Raw genomic sequence first — 16,701 nt, 5'->3', positions numbered from 1 at the left:
CCCAACAGACCATCGGCTGCAGGCCAGCGGATTCGGCCCGCACCCACACCATCAGGCGATGACAGAACAGCTCAAAGCCTCACGAACCGCCCTCTTACATAGCTGAGAACGTAACAACGTTCTGACCCGCACTGATACTTGACACCTGTAGATAACCGGCCTCTCTCTTAGCCTCGATCCACCGAGGTGGTTTGAGAGTGGTCTTTTGATCGGCTTGGGGTCGGGTGGTCGGGTGAGGGCAGGTTGTGTCCGCTGGTCTGCCCAGCATTTCCACGGTTCGGTTCCGGTCGGGCCCTTGCGGGCGGGGTGGGCAGGGGCTGTTCGTATCAGCCGGCCGGTCCGTGGGCGGTGGAGAACAGGTGTGTCCAGGCGTGCTGCCAGGGCCAGTTGTGCGGTAGATGCAGTGTGATGCGGCGGGCGGAGCGGGCGATCCGGGCCGGAACGTGGACCAGGTGGGTGCGGATCGTGGCTGTGGTGGCCCTGGCGTGGAAGGCGGAGGCTTGTGTGCCGGTGGCCCGCAGCAGGTTGTAGGTCATCGCCCACAGGGTGAGCCATGCTGCGTTGGCGTTGAAGTGTGCGGAGGGCAGGTGGGCCAGGGCGGAGGCTTTGCTGTCGGCGATGACCTGCTCGATGACCGCGTGGTGGCGGTGTTCGCGTTCGGCCTGGAGGGTTTGTGCGGGCTGGTCGGTGAAGAACGGGTGGTAGCGCCAGACGGGAAACAACTCGCCCTGCTCACCCATGGTGGCGGGTTTGGCCAGGTCACGGACCCGGCGCACGATCAGCCGCGCGGTGACCCGCTCCGCTTTCATGTGGCTGGCGAAGGCGGTGTAGGCGGGTATCTCGGCGACTTCGGCGTCCGAGATGAGTTCACCGGTGGCGGGGTCGGGCACCGCGGTCGGGTACGTGATCTGCTGCCAGGCCTGGTCGGGAATGCCGAGGACGGCCCGTTTGATGGAGGGGTTCATCCCGCAGGTGATCGAGAAGTGGGCTCCGGCCCGGCGGCAGGCGGCGATCACCCCGGCGTTGTAGAACTGCGAGTCCGCTCGCAGGATCCGGGTGCCGGTGCAGCCCGCCTCGACGGCGGTGGCCAGCGCCTCACTGACGAACTTCGGGGCCCCACGGGAATCGGCTGCCTTGCCGCGGCGCATCCGTACTGTGGCGATTACTGGCCGGGAATGTGGGGTGCAGATCGTGGCGAGCAGGGGGTGCAGGGTGCGGATGCCCTTGAACCGGCCGTACTCGGCGCCCTGCTTGGCCCGGCCGTAGACGCGTTTGTGGGTGGAGTCGACATCAATGAACGCCTTCTCGCCGGAGCCGGGTAGCAGCGGGGTGTGCGCGGCCAGTTGACCGAGGAACCTGCGGTGGACAGCGTGGAGTTGGAGTGCGTGACCGTGGGTGAACGAACGGAGGAAGGTGCCCAGCGTGGACGGCGCACGGGCCCCCGGAACAGGGCCGGCATCGCACCGTGCCGCAGGATATGGAGGTCGTCGATACTGTCCGCGCCCGCCGCCATGCCGGCCACGATGCTGCTGACCTTGGCGTCCGCCGACGCACCCGCGCCGTTCGTCGTCCCGCTCAGCTTCACCTTCTGCGTCACCAGGCCCGACAGCCCACACCGTTCGGCCAGCCGCATCACCGGAACCAGCCCGGCATGCGCGACCAGATTCGGGTCATCGAACACAGCGGAGACCGCCGCTGGAGTATGGGAAACCTGCATCTCGGAAGTGCCTTGCCGATCGCGCGTGCTGGAAGCCTCAAGAACTCCCATCATCGCAGGTCACAAGGCACTTCCTTGTTTCCCGAAGAGTCATCCACAGCCATCAGATCGGTGGATCGAGGCTTAGGTAGTCGGTCCTGAGCTTCGTTCTCGGGCCTCTCGACAGTGCGGGCCGAACACCGGGGTCACGACATGTAGGTCGGGCCGGCGCCGCTGCACGGTAACGACGCGGTCGCGACGAACGCGGACGTCCGCGTTCGTCGCGAGCGGTATGGCTCTCCTGGCCGCACTCAGCGAGAGCCAGTGCGGGCCAGCTCGGCGCTGGATGCGGACATCAGGTGGGTGGGCTAAGGGTGAGGCGGCCTTCGGTGCCTTCCGGTAGCCGGTGGCGCAGCACTGGTGCCGGTGAGGCCAGGGAGGCCGCGAAGGCGGCGACCAGGTCGTGCGGGGTCGAGGCGCTGAAGGTTGCGCACCACAGGTACGGGGATCCCGTGGCCGGTTCCGCCCATGCCTGCCAGCCAATGGGCTCGGGGTGCGGGTCGCCGTCCTGGATGAGCGGGGGCAGCAGGCAGAGTGTGAAGCTGGAGGTGTGCCCTGGGTCGGCTGCGGTGGTTTCGGGGTGGTCGATGTCGCGGATCCAGCCCTGCCTTGTGAGCGTGGCGAGGACGGCGTCGGGGCCGTCGAATCCGATGGCGGGTTCGGTACGTGCGTCGAGGGCGAACAGGAAGTCGGCGAGTGCCTCGTGTGGGGTGCCGGTGGTGAAGTAGGCGTTCCACTCGGCCAGCGCGGTGTCTGAGTGTGGGCGGGCGGAGACCTGCCAGGCGACGGGGAGTCCGCCGAGTTGGAAGGGGTAGTCGGCCAGGATCCATTCGGCGGCGCAGAGCGCGTTGGGGCTGAGGTGGAGCATGGTGCTGCGGGCCGCTTCTCTGGGGCCGCGGGCGATGGTCCAGTTCGCCCAGCCGGCGCCGGAGAGTGTGGCGCTGATCTGGTCAGCGAGGACGCCATCGTCTCCGGCCAGATGGCGCGGGGAGACCCAGTACGCCGGGTCGGGCGGGTTGGAGGAGTACGGGCCACGGGGGTAGGGCGGGTTCAGGGCGCCTCCGATATGTCGTTGGGTCCAGATCAGGTGTCGTCGCTGGAGCGGGCTACTCCTCGCCGCCGGCGCGGTGGCCCGTCAACGGGCTGCTGCCAGGTGAGTTCGACAGCGGTATCGGGAGGCAGATAGCCGATCTGCTCACCGTCATCGGCGATGAACACCACCGGCCGCCCCTTCTCGTCCTGGGCTGCGACCACGCCGGCAATCCGGTGGGCCATGGGAAAGAAGGGGTTGATCGCCAGCCTCGCGACGGCATCGCGATCGTAAGCGGAGAGCCGGTCGATCAGCTCGCCGACGGTGATCTCAGAGAGGTCCGATGTCGTTTCCAAGGCGTCTCCTTGCGATAGCGGGCTGGTGCCCGGAAGAGGTCGAAACGGGCCCGTTGCGGGCACTCGCTCAGGCGGGACGTGAGGTGGCCAGGACACGGGCCACGGCCGCGGCAACGATGTCGGCTGGCGTCTGGGTGTTGAACGACACGTGATAGCCGGGCTCGTGCGCGGTTCCGGTGACAGCCAGTTTCCAGCCCTCGTCATCCGTGCCGGGCCGGCCGAGCGGGAACCATCCGAGGTAGAAACGGCCATCCTTGCTGCCGATGTGGACATCAGCCCGGTCGTCCACGATGACGGTGTAGTCCTCGGCGCTGAACAAGTCGATCACGAGAGTTGGCTGGCCGGGGCCCAGCTGCCAGCTATGCAGCCGCAGGGCCTCGACGGTCGTGGAGAATCCGCGCGCGGGCATTCCCGCGGTCATAGGCAATCACCTCTCTGACCTGGTGTTTCCCGGGAAGACATCTACGTTGACATGCCCCTGCAGCATTGCACCAGTCGTTTCGGGATCTTTCCTGTCTGCCCGGGGCGAACTGCTGGCGCTGGCATGCTGTAGGTTCTCGAGATCCGCGCCATATTCTCGGCCGGGACGCCATATGGGCTGCACATGTGACGTCGCCGTGAGAACGCGCTGGCCAGCGGCTTGGTGGTTCTTACCGGTCGACGTGAACCCTTGCAGAAATGGCGCGGCGCCGAGAACTGGAGGCGCGGCAAGGTGAGATGCACCGTGAGAACGCCCAGGTCACAGCGTCGGTATATGGCGTGGGCGCTGAGAACCTACACATGCTCTACAACGCGGAGCAACGGCAGGAGACGAACGCCGCTGTCCGATACTCAGTCCAGCCGGGTCAGGTCCGGCCGCAGCCGCTTCCAGACCGGGTGACGCAGACGGCCGGCGGCGGTCCACGCGAAGACGGCGACTTCCGCAACCAGCCGCGGTTCGACCCAGTGCGCGTCAGCCACCCGGACCGGGTCAGCGAACGGCGACTCGGTGCGAGCGATGACCGCCAGGTACGAGGCGAGTTCGCCGCGCTCACGTTCGGACATCCCCGAGCCCACCGACCCTACGTACCGCAGACCGTCCGGCGCGTCCACGCCGACCAGGACCGCGCCCGGCATGCCCCGGGGTGCACCGCGGCTCTGTGTCCAGCCGCCGATGACGACGTCCACGGTCTCCACTCTCTTGGTCTTGCGCCAGTGAGGCGAACGGGCTCCCGGCGTATACGGGGAAGAAAGTCTCTTGGCGACCAGCCCTTCCAGGCCCTCGCGCACAACGGCGTCCCACGCCTGGGCACCGTGCCCGTGAAGGGATGCGGGCGTCGACCAGTGCGGACCGGCCAGTCCCAGGCCGGACAGGATCTGGCGACGCTCGCGGTATGAGGAGTCGAGCAGCAGGCGGCCGTCAAGGAACATGACATCGAAGACCATCAGATGAACGGGGATCTCCAGTGCCAGATGGGTGGCACGGCGCGCGTTCGCCACACCCATCCGGCGTTGGAGCAGCCCGAAATCCGGCCGCCCCGCCGGGTCCAGGGCTACGACCTCGCCGTCGAGGACGACACCGCTGCCACGCAGGAATCCGCCCATCGTCTGCAACTCGGGGTACGTGACGGTGACATCACTGCCTGCCCGAGAGGCCAGGTGGACCGCACCGTCGCCTTGAGTCGTCAGGACACACCGCGCACCGTCCCATTTGACCTCGAACGCCCAGTCCTCATCCCGCGCGGGCAGCGGCCCCGACGTGGCCAGCATCGGCGCGATATACGGCGGGGCGAACCGGGCGCGCCTGGAATTCGAAGTCATACCTTCGATGATTGAACGACGGACAGGTCTTCGCAGTCCAACCACAGACGACAAGCGCCGAAAGGCGACCTACCTCGAACAGCACATCTCCCTTAGCTTGCTGAGATGGAGTGGACAACGTTGGCGGCCACACTTCTCGGTGCAACCATTGCCATGGGATCGACAGTCCTCGTGGAGGTGCGCAAAGACCGACGCGAGACGGCTGGTGAGTGGAGACGCAGCAAGCGGGAGCTATACAGCGCCTACCTGGCGACGCTTGCGCAGGTTCGCAGCGACCTACAGGTCATCGTTCTTGACCGCTCTCTTCCGGATGCTGAGCGCATCGTAGTGGCGCGGCAGACGTTTGCCAGGTGCTACGAACTGCGCTACCAGCTTGAGGTCTTTGCGCCCCGCGCAGTCGTTGAGCCAGCACTCACGTACTTCCGGAGCGTGCGCAAGCTGAGAGACGCGACCGGCACGGGCATGGAGAACGGTGACGAGGAGTGCGAACGCATCTTCCCAGAGGTGATGAATTCCTTGGCGGACGTCCGAACAGCCATGCGTCTAGACATGGGCACCGACACGCTGGCAACGGACTGATCAGGGGATTCCCATTCGTGAGTACCGACCGCCTTGACCAGCCACCCACGCCACTACTTCCCCGGTGCCGGATCGCGGTCCGTCACAGATCCTGTGACTCCGCGTATGCATGGCCACAGCATCCGGGCGAGCCCGCAGGTCAGCGGCTGCTGTCGGTCCGCAGCTGGCCAGTTCGTCGACCGGTGGTTGACCATTCAGGACCCTGGAGTCCCTCTGAGGCGCACCCCAGATCGGCAGGTTTGGCGCAGAAATTCGAACACATGGTCTAATTTGAGCCATGGCGCGAATCCCCTTCCCCGACGATCTAGTCCGACTCCAGAGCGACTGGATCTGCACGTACAACACCCTCGCCGAGCAGCCCGCCGCCTCCAGCACGACCTCACTGCGCCGCCGGCTGCTGGACCTGTCGTGCCGAATGGCTGGTCACCCATACTGGGGCGGACGGGACAAGGCATGCCCGCAGCAGGTTGAGCTTCGCCGGCAGGCTCGGGAGTGGAGGGATGGCCCATGACGGAAATCACCGACAGGCAGCAGCGGATTCTCCGCGCGATCCGGGAGCACATTGCCGACCGGGGCGAGGCGCCGACCGTCCGAGAGATCGGAGAACAGGTCGGCTTGTCGAGTCCTTCCTCGGTTTCCTATCAGCTTGGTCGGCTGGAAGCCATGGGCGTGATCAGACGCAGTCGACGAGGTCGTCGCTCCGTTCGCCTGAGCAGATGATTTCGTCACACCCAGCATCGGTGCCCGGTCTCACGTAATGACGGAGAAGGCGGCACCCCTGCGGGTGCCGCCTTGCTCATGGTTCTTCATTTGTGAGGCACGTACAGCGAAGACGTCGGCGCCCAGGGCTTCTATTGGCGGGCCTGCGTTGCATGTCAGTCAGTCCGGTGTACCTGCACCGGGCGTTCGTTGTGGGGTATGCCTTGCCCGGTAGGAGGTCAGTAGACCTGCGGTCCTGAGTCGGTGACCCTCACCGACTCGGTCATGCCGCCCGGCTCCTCGCCCTTGAAAACTACCTCGCAGGCGTACTTGGTCTTGGCGTTCAGGGGTACGAGCGAAGCCTTGGGTATGTCAGTGCACCGGGCGTGGTCGATGCCGTCTCGGTAGTTGCCGTAGAGCAGGCGCGCGACGCCGTCGCGGGTGAGGACGCCGGTGCGCGGGACCGCGTGGAATTCGATGACGTTATCGGAAAAGCCGGACTTGTCGCCGATGGTTACGTCCCATACGACGTTGGGTGTAGCTCTGACGCAGGGATTTGTTGATCAAGCTCCGAGTCTGAAGTTGTCCTGGTAGCGGGCTTGGTGGACGCGCCGGTGTTCCTGCTCGGCGTGGTAGGCGAAGTAGTCGTCGAGGTGGCCGTTGCTGTGCAGGGCGCGGAGTTTGAGTACGGCCTCGGCGCCGGCCAGGCCCCACCTTGATCCAGTGATATCGAGACGGTCACCGACGAGATGCCTGCACGCCCCCTCGATGATCCCCGTCGCGATCGGCCAGCCCTTGGTCAGTGCGGTGTCGTAGGCGAGGAACTCGCGTTTCGTGGTGAGGTAGTTGACGCAGGTCTCGGCTCCCTTGCGTTGTTCGGGAGTGAGCTTGGCCTCGTCGGCCTGGGTGATGATCTCGGCAGCGGCGTCCTGGCTCCGGCCCTGAAGGATCAACAGGGCCTTCTCGACGACCCACCGCTCGGCACCGGTGTCACCGCTGGCATGGAACGCCCAGGTCGCACGCCATAAGTACTCGACGACATGGATGATGTCGATCAAGATGTGGATCTTCGTCTTGCGGCGCTTGGCCTCGGCGCGGATGACGTCGATCTGGTGCGGGGCCCCGTCGACCAGGACCAGCCAGGTGCGGCGCCGGACGGGATCACGCTGATCGGCCTGGTCGAAGGCGTCTGTGATCACCTCCTCGGTGCCCTCGACGATCGAGCCGGTCAACCACTTGTTGAAGGCCACCGGGCCCTTGACCCGGGTTGCCTTGCCCTTCGTCTCTTCCACGCTGCCGTCGATATCGACATCGGTGCCGGTGCCGGTGCCGGTGCCGGTGCCGGTGCCGGTGCCGGTGCCGGTGCCGGTGCCGGTGCCGGTGCCGGTGCCGGTGCCGGTGCCGGTGGGGAGGGTGAACACGTCGTGGGCCTGGCGGGGGACGGGGTCGGTGTCGTAGACGGCGGCCAGGGTCGCCATCCGCTTGCGGCCCTGTTTCTCTCCGCCGGCCAGCCGGGTGGCGAAGGTGTGGCCGCCTTTACTCTCGGCGGCCTTGCGGGTCGCTTCGCGCAGGGCCTCGGGGCGCATCACCACGCCCTTGGCGTCCGAGGTGATCACAAGCAGAGTGTCATCGGTGCAGGCCACTGGGGCACGGGAGGTGTAGAAGGTGTCGATGTCGCGGGCGGCACTCACGGTGTTCTCCTCGATCTGCCGCTTGCCGATCACCGACCCGCACTGCTCGGTGAGCATTGCGTGCGCGTCGTCGAATGATCCCCGTACCGCCTGCTGGACCGCGAGCTTCCGCAGCACGAGGGAGTGCCGGTTCTCGGACAGGTTCAGCTCCGCGTCGGCCGGATACAGGTTGACCGCACCTTTCGCCCGGTAGGCGATGCGCGTGACGGTGACCGTCCCGAACCGGGTGGCCAACTGGCGGGTGTGCCCCGGCTCCAGGGACCGGCGCTCGATGCCGTCCGCGCCGGTCACCGACTCCTGCCGGGTCTCGCGGGCCGCCCGCAGGTTCAGGTGTCCCTGGAGAAGGAGGCGCTGGAGCTCGCGGCCCACCACGAAGATGTGCTCCTCCAGCTCGACCTCGGACCACCCGCCCGCGCTGGGGCCCGAAAGGTCGGATATGAGGTTCTCGAGCCCGTCGCGGGATGCCCGAAACACCTCGGCGGTCTGAATATTCTCGTGCGCTTGCATCGGGCTCTTTTCTTTGTCGTCCCACGGCTTCAACACCATGGACAACGAGAGAAGAGCCCTTTCGCGCTCACCCGCCCGCGGCCGAACCGGCCCCCTGGGCCAGGACGAACACTCCCGGCGACGGCTCGATCAACCAGCCCCGCCGGGCCAGCCGCTTCAGCTTCCCGCGCAGAGCCTCGATGTGCTTCGGCTCCCCGCCCAGGCCCAGTTCCTCGCACACTGACTTGGCCCGCACTCCCCGTCCGGCAGACCGTCCGATCACGCCCAGCACATCCCGGTAGACCCGCGGCAGCACCTCCGCCGCCGCACCCGCCGAGAACTTCGGGACCTGCAGACTCCCACCCCGGACCTTCGCCTCACCGGTCACCGCCAAGGCCACCACCACGTCCTCGCTCCACTCGGCGGCCGGACCGGCCTCTTCGACCTCCAACTCCTCCTGCCGCACGGCGAACGCGACATCATCGGGACGGTCCGGCCCGGCCATCACCTCCAGCACCGTCTCGCGAGCGCTCAAAAACCGCCCCGCCGTAGCCTCCTCGGCCGCCAGCTTCTCGGCGAGCACCGCCATCTCGGCCCGCAGAAGATCCGCCCGCTCCCGCGCGGCCGCCTCCCGCGCCTCAAGACGCCCCAGCACCGAACCCATCGTCATCACCTCGCCCGGAAGCGTAGGAGACGACCACAACCCACCGCAGCCCAACCGACAACATCCCAGCTCAAAACTTCATCAGAGTCCCTGCGAAAGAGCTACACCCTCTAGGTTTGCCCAGACGCCAGTTGATGCGACATCACGACGCGGGGACCGCGCCCTCGCGGACGTGTTCGGCCAGTCCCCTGTCACCACACCTGCCATTCATCCCGCGCCGAACCCCTCCAACGCCCCGTCAGCGGCCGTGTCGCGTTCGCGCTGACACCGTCGCCGAGGGGCGGAAGCCGACAGCACGGCGCCCGACCAGCCCTCCACGGGTCGCCCCAGCACTCTGCCCCGACTCAGCTCCGTGACCGCGCCTGTACAACCGCACCGTCCGCACGGGCAACCCATCCCTCGCCACCGGCCCGACCCATGAGGAAGACCTTCATCCCCGCCCCGTATCCCGCCGACACCCTGCTGCTGGCGGAGCTTCTCTCCCTGGCCGCCGAATTCACCCGGCTCAATGACCAGCTCCACGCCGAGACCACTGCCGGCAAGGCCGCGAAGCTGCTGGACGCCGTCGTCGAGACCCGACGCCTGACCGAGTCCACCCTGGACTCGATCAAGGCCGTCCAGAGCAAGCCGATGCGTTTCACCACAACCGTCCGGGAAGCCGGAGCCAGCCTGAGACAAGTGGGCTACCTGGCCACTGGCGCCACGGACCACCTCATCGAGAGTCTGGACATTCTCCACAAGGCCCGCCCCTCCGTGACCAGCCCCGAAGCGTCACAGCAGTACGTCCAGGCCCGTATCCGGGCCGCCCAGGAAGTCACAGCGGCCCGTGAACTGCTGGCCGCAGCACCCTCCACATGCGCCGACGTGGCCGAGTCCCTTGCCGCTGAGCTGCGCCGACAACATCAAACGGCACCCAACGGCCCCCATGTTGCGCTCTCACCCTCGCAGTTCGCCGCCCTGCAAGCCATCGCCCGCGGTCGTGTCAACGTCTTCCAGGGCGCAGGCAAGGAATGGGCGTCGAGTCGGGAGCAGGACCGGCTCACCATCGCCACGATCCGGTCGCTGGAGGCGAAGGAACTCATCCTGCGCAAGCCGTGCCCCGGCCTCTTCGCCACTCAGCGCCCCTACCTCACCCTCGCGGGCCGCGATGTGTTCCTCGAACTGGCTGCCCGGCCAGGTCCCCCGCGCACCGCCACCCGCCTCGCTGCCATGCCGTCCCGCCAGCCGGCCCGCAGCCGCTGACCCCGTCCCGGCACCGACTCGGCCTCACCCGACGCCAGCAGCCCCATGCCGCCCTGTTCGTGGCGGCCGTCCACGCCCCCTCGTGAAAGTCCCTATGCACCGCCCGTCCCCCAGCGCCACTGCCCTCCAGGCCCAACTTCACCGCCAGTCAACTTCCTTGGCGGTCTTCCTGCCCGCCGGCCTGACCGACCGCGCACCAGAGCGGCGCACTATCGACGCTCTGGCCGACAGCGGAGTCGATGTCTTCGAGGTCGGCGTTCCGCACCGATCACCCGTCCTCGACGGCCCCACCATTTCGGCCGCCTACCAGCAGGCCCTGGCGCGCGGCACCTTTGTGCACGATGTTCTCGGCACGGTCTCGTACGCCGCCATGCGTGCTCCGGTCGTCGTGATGACGTACTGGGATCCCGTCGCCCTGTACGGGCCGCGTCGATTCGCCCGCGACATGATGTCGGCCGGGGCCGCCGGGATCATGGTCGTCGACCTGCCCCGCGCCCAGGCCAGGACCTGGACGGACACGCTCGCCGAGGCCGGTCTGACCGCTCCCCGACTCGTTCCCGCGGACGCGGTCGATGACGACCTCGCCGAGTTGTGCGCGACGGCGTCCGGGTGGCTCTACACCCCCGCCGCCACCGCACCAACCGGATACCAGGGCGCCCTCGACCTTCCATGTCTGGCCCGCTCGGTCCAGCGGCTTCGCAAGGCGTCAGCGCTGCCGGTCGTATCGGGCGTCGGTATCTCCACCCCGGGCTACGCCCGCGCCGTCGCGCCGCTCGTCAATGGGATCGTGGTCGGCTCACCGGTCGTGCGTGCTCTCACCAGCGCCGGCCTTGAGGCGGCGGCGAGCCTCGCCGCTGACTTCGCTGCCGCAGTCCACACGCCTACTGTGGAGGCGTCCGGTGGGTGACGACGGCGCGGCCTCGACCGCCAACATGGTCACCGCCCTGGGCAACGACGCCACAGCCCTGCGCACGGGACTGCTCTCGGCCGCCAACCGCTCCTACGAGCGCCAGACGGTCGACATCCTGACAGCCCAGGATCTGGGCAGGCGCGCCTTGTCTCTGCTCCTGCACTTCTCCGAGCAGGCGGCCAGCGCCAAGCCGGAAGGGCGCCACGCACTGGTGCACCTGGGCCGGATCGCGGAGACGGCACAGATCGTCTCCACTGAGTTGACCTCCGCGCTCGCTCGCACAGCGGAAAACCAGCGCAAAGCCGCGCTACGGGGCACCAAGCCGATCTTCGTCGGCCCCTCGCCCGCACAACGCGTCGCCGCCGCCGCGGACTTGCTGGCCAGTGTGCCTTTCGAATGCGCCGAGGGCGCGAGGTGGTCCGGCGCCGCCGAACGTCTTCAGGCTGCCAAGGAAAGCGCCGCTTCAACACTCTCGCCGACGCCCACTGCCGTGCCCCCGTCTCTGTCCGCGACACGCAGCCGCTGATCCGCAGCGCCGGCCTACATCCTCCTCATCACACCAGCACCCGGAGCCTCCCCTTTGCCTCAGCCCCGCCACCGCATTCTGTCCCTCGGTGCCGGAATACAGTCCAGCACTCTTCTCACCCTCTCCGCCGAGGGCATTCTCCCCAAGGTCGATTACGCGATCTTCGCCGACACCGGGTGGGAGCCCGCCGCCGTTTACCGGCATCTCGACCGGCTCGAACGGGAAATAGCAGAGCCCGCCGGGATACCCGTTCTCCGGGTCTCTTCCGGAAACATCCGCAAGGATGCCCTTGATCCTGATCATCGTTTCGCTTCCATGCCTCTTTACGTCCTGAACAAGGATGGGAAGCCCGGGATGACCCGAAGGCAATGTACGGGCGAATATAAGATTAAGCCGATCAAAAGGCAGGTCCGGGAAATTCTCGGATTCCCCTACCCTGCACGGATTCCCAAGGGGCTGTTCGTCGAGCAGTGGGTCGGCATCTCGACCGATGAATTTCATCGCGCCAAGGACGCCGATGTCCAGTACATGCGCAACCGGCATCCACTCATCGCGGACATGGACTGGTCGCGCACCGACTGCGTCCGTTACCTGACGTCTCTGGGGCTGGCCGATACCCCGAAATCGAGCTGCCTGGGTTGCCCTTTCCATGGCAACGCGCAGTGGAGAAATATCAGGGATAACTCGCCCTCCGAATGGGTGGATGTGGTGGAATTCGACGCTGCGATCCGCAAGGGAAATGCCCGTGCCAACGCTACCGGGAACCGGCTCCTGGGCGAGGCTTTTCTCCACCGCTCCCGCGTCCCTCTCGGCGAGGCACCCATCGATCACGTCACCGCCGCCGAATGGGCAGCGCTTCAGCAGGAATCCGGTGCCGCCCAGGCCGATGCCGAGCAACTGGAGCTGGGCGTAGTCGACGGCTGTTCGCCGTGGGCGTGCCGCGGCTCCGAAGAGGATCCGTCGCAGGATGGCTTCGGGCTGGCCGTATGAACGGACTCGTCCTTGATCTCTTCGCCGGTCCGGGCGGCTGGGGTCATGCTCTGGCCGTTCTCGGTGCACGCGACGTGGGCTTGGAATGGGACGAATGGGCCTGCAAAACCCGTGCGGCAGCGGGCCAGTTGACCGTCCGGACCGACGTGGCGATGTACCCAGTCCGGCCCTTCCTCGGCAGAACCATGGGATGCATAGCGAGCCCTCCATGCCAGGCATGGAGCATGGCAGGCAAGCGCCTCGGTCTCCTCGACCAGCCTCTCGTCCACCAGGCCGTCGCCGACCTCGCCCGGGGCCGTGACACCCGGGAGAAGCTGCTGGAATCCTGTCTCGACAAGCGCTCCCTGCTCGCCGCCGAGCCGATGCGCTACCTGCACGCCCTCAACTCCGTGGGCGAACCCGACTGGGTGGCCATGGAGGAGGTCCCGGACGTCCTGGCGCTGTGGAGGCAGTACGCCGCCATCCTGCGGACCTGGGGGTTCTCGGTGTGGACCGGGATCCTCAACGCGGCCGACTACGGCGTGCCCCAGACAAGAAGGCGGGCGATCCTGCTCGCCTCTCGCACCCAGACTGCCCAGCCCCCCGCTCCCACGCACGCGCGAACGGCCGAACCGGAGACGCTCTTCGGCCCGGGACGCGACCGGTGGGTGTCCATGGCCGAGGCCCTCGGCTGGGGGGGCCACCGACCGTCCCGTGCCGACCGTGTGCGCCGGCGGCGGACCCGGTGGAGGTCCAGAGCCTTTCCCTTCCGGCTCCCGCAAATCCCTGTCTAACGCCCGCGACCGCGGCACCTGGAAGCAGCCCCCCGCCGGCCCGGGCGTCGTCCTCAAGTCCCGGCGCAAGGGTTCTGGCAACGGCACCCACGAGGACCGCCCGGCCAATGGGACCGCCCCCGCGTTCACGGCGCAAACCCACCGCTGGTCCTGGTCACTGCGGAGCAACAACCAGGCCAACGCCACCGTCCGACCGCAGTCCGAGCCGGCGGGGACGCTGTTCTTCGGTCACCGCGCCAACGAATGTGTCTGGGTCGCAGAACCGGAGCAGGGGCTGGGCAGGCAATGCGCGGCGCCGGAGCCGATCCGGATCACGGCCCAGGAGGCGGGTGTTCTGCAGACGTTTCCTGCCGACTATCCGTGGGCCGGCAACAAGGGCCAGATGTTCTCCCAGATCGGGAACGCGGTACCCCCCAGACTCGCGGCCCATCTGCTGGCGCCGTACCTCGGCAAAACGGTCAGCCCCAACGACTTCGCCCTGGCCGCCTGATGGCCAACAACCTGTTGCTGGATGAGGACTTCGGCATCGGTGATGTGCCGGCGCCGCCGCCGGTGCACTACGTGGAGCAGGCCCTGCTCGGCTCACTGCTCCTCGATCCGAGGCTCCTGGCGGACACCGGCCTTCTGAAGCCCGACCATTTCGGCGACCACGCCCATGCCGCGCTGTTCGCCGCCATGCGCGCCGTGCCAGCACCCGACCTGGAGCGGCACATGAAGGACCCTGTCTGGCTGAACACGGTTCTGGAGCGGGCCCGGCCCGAGGCTCCCGGCCTCACCGTGTCCTACCTGCACTCGCTCGTCCAGGTCAGCCGCTGGCCCAAGCACGCCGGCGCGTACGCGCTGATGATTCGGGCCGATCACGCCCGCCGCACTTTGAAGGTGCAGGCCGAGCAACTCGCCCGGACATCGACCGACATCGCCCTGCCGAGCCCTGCCACCGCGACCCTCGCGCAGGCCGACATCCTGACCCGCTATGTGGATGAGCTCGCCGGACAGTTCGCGCCGCATCCCGGATCCCTGCCACGCACCCCTGTGCCCGCACTCCTGCCACGGGACACCGGTGAGGAAGTCCTGGAGGAGGAGCGTCTGTTCCTGGCGACGGCGACCGCGCACCCGACCAAGCTGACAGCGATGCGGTGGCTGCAGTCCGGCGACTTCGCCCATCCGTTGCACGGCGCCCTGTTTCAGTGCGTGACCGCGCTGGTGCACCGCGGCGATCCCGTCGACCCGATCACCGTGCTCTGGGAGGCCCAGCACCGTGGCCTGCTCACCGCGGGCACCGTTCCGGCAGACCTCATCTCCCTCGTCTCCACCCCCGTCGGGTCACCCGAACACTGGGGCGAGCGCATCCTCCAGCGCGCCCTACTAACCCAAGCGCACACCGTCGCCCTGCGCATCGCGGCATTCGCCGACGACCCCGCCAACACCCCCCACCAGCTCACCACCGGCAGCCGCCGAGCGCTGGCCGACTTCATCGCCGTACGCACCCGATGGCAGCGCGCCACTGCAAAGCCCGCACAGCCGAGCCCTCAGAGGACCGGCCCGGCGCGGCCCACCACGCGCGCCGGGCCCACCCCACGCGCCACCGCTCCCGCAGCTCGCGTCTCCCGATAGCCGCGTCTCAGCGGTCCGGCCGGACCGTGCCCGGCCGGACCCCGCGAATCGAGCCCCGTTTACCCCACCCCTCAACCGACGCCCACGTCCGCCTCGCCGGGAATCCCGACCACCCCTCCGCCGTGATCGCCACCCTCACCCGCTCCACCACCTACCTCGCCCAGGCCCTGCTCAGCAAGCACGGCTTCCGCCCCGCCGGCGAACAGAGGATGGTCCTGGCCCGCATCGACCACGAGGAGCATCACTACGCCGCACAGGCCGCCCGTGCCCTGCGCGAAGACGGCATCACCGTCGCCGTCACGATCGGTTTGGGAGGACATCGACACCGATTGGAGCTGGGCCGACTACCCGATGCCCTGGCTGCCCCGTGACGAGCTCCGCGAAGTCTCCAACCAGGCCCAGCACATCCACGACAACATAACCTCCGGCCGCCTTACCGTCCGCTCCCATGCCCACGACGGATGGACCACCGTCGCCGTCGGCTCCTACCGCGACGGCAAAAGCGTTCACCTGCACGGCGAGAACCACCTCCGCCAAGTCATCGCCATATACGACACTCCCCGTGAGGCCATAGCGGAGTTCCAGCGCCAGAACGGCGACGCCTGCCGTCCCGGCCGAGCCCCTGCCACCAACACAGAGAAGAGAGCCGCCCGAGCCTTCACAGAGGCGAGCGCGCACCCGACGAACCGTCCGGAGACCGAACTGCAGCAGCCCGACATCGAACTCGTCCCGGTATACGCAGCCGACCCTGGCGACCACGAAGCCCTTCTGGAGTCCTTCCTTGAAGAGCAGGGCGAGTGGGAGAAGTACCGTCCCTGGGACGAGACCACGATCGCCAATCACGAATCACTCACCCTGCGTATCGAACTCGTTCACGAAGCAGGCCCGCGCGACCACAACTGGACCGTCGCTGCCTACGAATCACCCGTCGGCGAGCGCATCTGGCACGCCACCGCCACCGCCAGCACACCCGTCGAGATAGTGCACACCCTCCTCGACGCTCTGGCTTCCGACTCCGGCGCCGCCATTGACCTGAGCGACAGCGTGAGCGAACAGGCCATCGCACACGCCAAGGGCCCCCTCACAGACTCGGGCTGGAAGCAGGCAGCCGACGGCCGCTGGATCAACTGGAGCCCGCCCAACGACGACGCGGTCGGCGTCCAGTTCGACGCCTTCGCCGCCCAAGCGCGCGGCAGTACCCTCCCGACCTGGGTGATCTGGGGCGGCAACACAGCCGACCGTCCCGACTGGGCACTCCACGCATCCCCGCGCACCCCCGCCTTCGCGTTGCAGGCCCTTACCTTTGAACTCGCCGAAGGCCAAGGGCGCCGCGGCATCCCCGCTATCACAAATCGGATAAACCCGCTGCGCACGCAGCCGCTCGCACCCGCACCGCCTGTACCGCTCCCGCCTGCTGGCCTTCACCGCACACGCTGACGAGCATTTCTGCCCCTCGCACGCCGAGCTGCACGGGGCAGAAGGCTGCCAGGCGCCCGTGATCAACCAGTACTCGGTGCGTTGTGACGAACGGACCGGTGGCGACGTACGCCTCGTACGCCGTGGTTGAGCCAGACGTACGCCGCCA

The 16,701-nt window shown here is 67.6% G+C and carries 15 protein-coding genes and 2 pseudogenes; 10 read left to right on the top strand and 7 right to left on the bottom strand.

The window, feature by feature from the left end; all coding sequences use genetic code 11:
• Positions 1 to 326 precede the first annotated feature (326 nt).
• The 5 genes and pseudogenes from ACZ7IB_RS44115 to ligD all read right to left on the bottom strand — a co-directional run bounded on the left by ACZ7IB_RS44115 (position 327) and on the right by ligD (position 4,942).
• A pseudogene (locus tag ACZ7IB_RS44115) lies at positions 327 to 1,717 on the bottom strand (IS1380 family transposase).
• A 334-nt stretch (positions 1,718 to 2,051) separates the two neighbouring features.
• The gene (locus tag ACZ7IB_RS44110; protein WP_470920643.1) at positions 2,052 to 2,624 is read right to left on the bottom strand and encodes an SPDY domain-containing protein; all 573 of its coding nucleotides are present in this window, start codon (positions 2,622 to 2,624) and stop codon (positions 2,052 to 2,054) included.
• A gap of 215 nt (positions 2,625 to 2,839) precedes the next feature.
• Positions 2,840 to 3,142 (bottom strand): hypothetical protein, encoded by a 303-nt coding sequence (locus tag ACZ7IB_RS44105; protein WP_365690495.1) that lies wholly within the window; start codon positions 3,140 to 3,142, stop codon positions 2,840 to 2,842.
• Between the two features lie 67 nt (positions 3,143 to 3,209).
• Positions 3,210 to 3,563 (bottom strand): SPDY domain-containing protein, encoded by a 354-nt coding sequence (locus ACZ7IB_RS44100; protein ID WP_470920642.1) that lies wholly within the window; start codon positions 3,561 to 3,563, stop codon positions 3,210 to 3,212.
• Positions 3,564 to 3,973: 410 nt separating this feature from the next.
• Complete coding sequence (gene ligD / locus ACZ7IB_RS44095; RefSeq protein ID WP_470920640.1) at positions 3,974 to 4,942, bottom strand: non-homologous end-joining DNA ligase; 969 nt, start codon at positions 4,940 to 4,942, stop codon at positions 3,974 to 3,976.
• A 105-nt stretch (positions 4,943 to 5,047) separates the two neighbouring features.
• Between ligD and ACZ7IB_RS44090 the strand changes: the two genes are divergently transcribed.
• Together ACZ7IB_RS44090 and ACZ7IB_RS44085 are read left to right on the top strand one after the other, a co-directional pair.
• Positions 5,048 to 5,521, top strand: coding sequence for a hypothetical protein (locus ACZ7IB_RS44090; RefSeq protein ID WP_470920639.1), 474 nt, complete (start codon positions 5,048 to 5,050; stop codon positions 5,519 to 5,521).
• A gap of 507 nt (positions 5,522 to 6,028) precedes the next feature.
• A complete protein-coding gene (locus ACZ7IB_RS44085) occupies positions 6,029 to 6,241 on the top strand; it encodes a LexA family protein (RefSeq protein WP_365690520.1) in 213 nt (70 codons plus the stop codon).
• A gap of 542 nt (positions 6,242 to 6,783) precedes the next feature.
• On the opposite strand, the gene ACZ7IB_RS44080 is transcribed toward ACZ7IB_RS44085, so the two are convergent.
• Both ACZ7IB_RS44080 and ACZ7IB_RS44075 read right to left on the bottom strand, forming a co-directional pair.
• Entirely contained in the window at positions 6,784 to 8,418 is a 1,635-nt protein-coding gene (locus ACZ7IB_RS44080) for an ISKra4 family transposase (protein ID WP_470920638.1), read from the bottom strand.
• 67 nt (positions 8,419 to 8,485) lie between these two features.
• Positions 8,486 to 9,061 carry a hypothetical protein gene (locus tag ACZ7IB_RS44075; RefSeq protein ID WP_470920636.1) on the bottom strand — a complete coding sequence of 192 codons (576 nt, stop codon included), beginning with the start codon at positions 9,059 to 9,061 and terminating at the stop codon, positions 8,486 to 8,488.
• A 417-nt stretch (positions 9,062 to 9,478) separates the two neighbouring features.
• Between ACZ7IB_RS44075 and ACZ7IB_RS44070 the strand changes: the two genes are divergently transcribed.
• From ACZ7IB_RS44070 to ACZ7IB_RS44035, 8 genes and pseudogenes are all read left to right on the top strand, one after another.
• The gene (locus ACZ7IB_RS44070; RefSeq protein ID WP_470920635.1) at positions 9,479 to 10,303 is read left to right on the top strand and encodes a hypothetical protein; all 825 of its coding nucleotides are present in this window, start codon (positions 9,479 to 9,481) and stop codon (positions 10,301 to 10,303) included.
• A 94-nt stretch (positions 10,304 to 10,397) separates the two neighbouring features.
• A complete protein-coding gene (trpA, locus tag ACZ7IB_RS44065) occupies positions 10,398 to 11,210 on the top strand; it encodes a tryptophan synthase subunit alpha (protein WP_470920633.1) in 813 nt (270 codons plus the stop codon).
• Positions 11,203 to 11,739: a hypothetical protein gene (locus ACZ7IB_RS44060; RefSeq protein WP_470920631.1), complete on the top strand. Its 537-nt coding sequence runs from the start codon at positions 11,203 to 11,205 to the stop codon at positions 11,737 to 11,739. Before trpA ends, ACZ7IB_RS44060 begins: the two co-directional genes overlap by 8 nt.
• 54 nt (positions 11,740 to 11,793) lie before the next feature.
• Positions 11,794 to 12,729: an adenine nucleotide alpha hydrolase family protein gene (locus tag ACZ7IB_RS44055; RefSeq protein WP_470920630.1), complete on the top strand. Its 936-nt coding sequence runs from the start codon at positions 11,794 to 11,796 to the stop codon at positions 12,727 to 12,729.
• A pseudogene (locus tag ACZ7IB_RS44050) lies at positions 12,726 to 13,992 on the top strand (DNA cytosine methyltransferase). The gene ACZ7IB_RS44055 and the pseudogene ACZ7IB_RS44050 overlap by 4 nt, the downstream one beginning before the upstream one ends.
• Positions 13,992 to 15,116 (top strand): DnaB-like helicase N-terminal domain-containing protein, encoded by a 1,125-nt coding sequence (locus ACZ7IB_RS44045; protein WP_470920628.1) that lies wholly within the window; start codon positions 13,992 to 13,994, stop codon positions 15,114 to 15,116. Before ACZ7IB_RS44050 ends, ACZ7IB_RS44045 begins: the two are co-directional and overlap by 1 nt.
• Positions 15,117 to 15,238: 122 nt before the next feature.
• Entirely contained in the window at positions 15,239 to 15,487 is a 249-nt protein-coding gene (locus tag ACZ7IB_RS44040; RefSeq protein ID WP_470920627.1) for a hypothetical protein, read from the top strand.
• Positions 15,468 to 16,553, top strand: coding sequence for an SPDY domain-containing protein (locus tag ACZ7IB_RS44035; RefSeq protein WP_470920625.1), 1,086 nt, complete (start codon positions 15,468 to 15,470; stop codon positions 16,551 to 16,553). Before ACZ7IB_RS44040 ends, ACZ7IB_RS44035 begins: the two co-directional genes overlap by 20 nt.
• Positions 16,554 to 16,701 lie beyond the last annotated feature (148 nt).

The sequence above is a fragment of the Streptomyces sp. NPDC037301 genome (genome assembly GCF_055602785.1).
This window is presented reverse-complemented; position numbering and strand designations above follow the sequence as displayed.